Genomic DNA, 1,185 nt, shown 5'->3' with positions numbered 1-1,185 from the left:
TAGAGGTTTTCCACCTTTCATAGTCGCTTCAAGTAGAGGTAAAATATCATTCATGCTAGAGATTTTTTTATCTGTCAAAATAAAATAAGCATTTTCTAATTGAGTAGTCATTTTGTCTGCATTGGTTAAAAAATAAGGTGATAGATAACATCTGTCAAATTGCATTACCTCAACAACTTTTAGTTCATAATTAATACCTTTAGCTTCTTCTACGGTTATAAAAACATCTTTGTCGTCGGTATGCAGGGATCCACCTGGCTGAGTGTTCTTACTCTCATTGTCTACGGTGTTGGGCTCGGCCTGGCCTCGGCCCAACTGACCTCGACGGTGTTGCACGACATTCCTGCCGACCAGTCCGGGGCAGGATCGGCCACCCAATCGACGGTGCGTCAGCTGGGTTCGGCCCTCGGCGCCGCCATCGCCGGGACAGCGCTGGGATCGGCCATGAACCACACCATTCCCGATAATAACCAAATGGGGGGGTGTGAATAAAAATTTATAGAAAGACATTAATCGTAATCAAAAATAAAAATCGTATTAATAAAAAAAAAAGTTTTAAAACTAAATCACTATAATATTTAATAATATTTATATATTTCATTCATATTAATGTGTTTGTTTAGTTATTTTTATATAAGCATTTCAATATTTTGTTTTTGTATTTATCGTGGTATTTTTAGTTGATTTTTTTTTATCTATGTTTAAAGTATCTAGGAATAATAAATAATATTTAATAAAAATTATATAAAGATATATTTTTGAATAATGGATATTGAAAGAATAAATAAGGGAATAGATGGAAAAATAATGGTTATTTTTATAATAATGGCTATAGGAATTAGAAAAAAATATTTTGTATATTAGATAGAGGCAAACCTACGGTATAAAATAAAATACTTAAGTTTTATTTTTAAATGGATTTATAGGTATAATATCAATAAGGGATTTGCAAATAAATCGACTTGTTTATGAACTCTACGAACTATCAGAGGAAGAAATAGCTTTTGTTGAAAGTTAAAATCCGCTATGAGGTGGTAAGTCTCACAGAGGGAAGGTTTGAAGATACTTATCTATTTAGGTTTGTTGGATTTTGAGATAAAAATATAAATTTGTTAATTAAAACTGGATTCTATGAGTTCTATTTCTTTATCATTTAGATTATAAAGGGTATAGACCATCTTATCT

General features: G+C 31.7%; 1 pseudogene. It reads right to left on the bottom strand.

The window, feature by feature from the left end:
- Positions 1–231 (bottom strand): annotated as a pseudogene (groEL, locus tag Q5I06_RS08685) (chaperonin GroEL); the annotation flags it as partial.
- Positions 232–1,185 lie beyond the last annotated feature (954 nt).

The organism is Helicobacter cappadocius (assembly GCF_030688855.1).
GTDB classification, from domain to species: Bacteria; Campylobacterota; Campylobacteria; order Campylobacterales; family Helicobacteraceae; genus Helicobacter_J; species Helicobacter_J cappadocius.
This window is presented reverse-complemented; position numbering and strand designations above follow the sequence as displayed.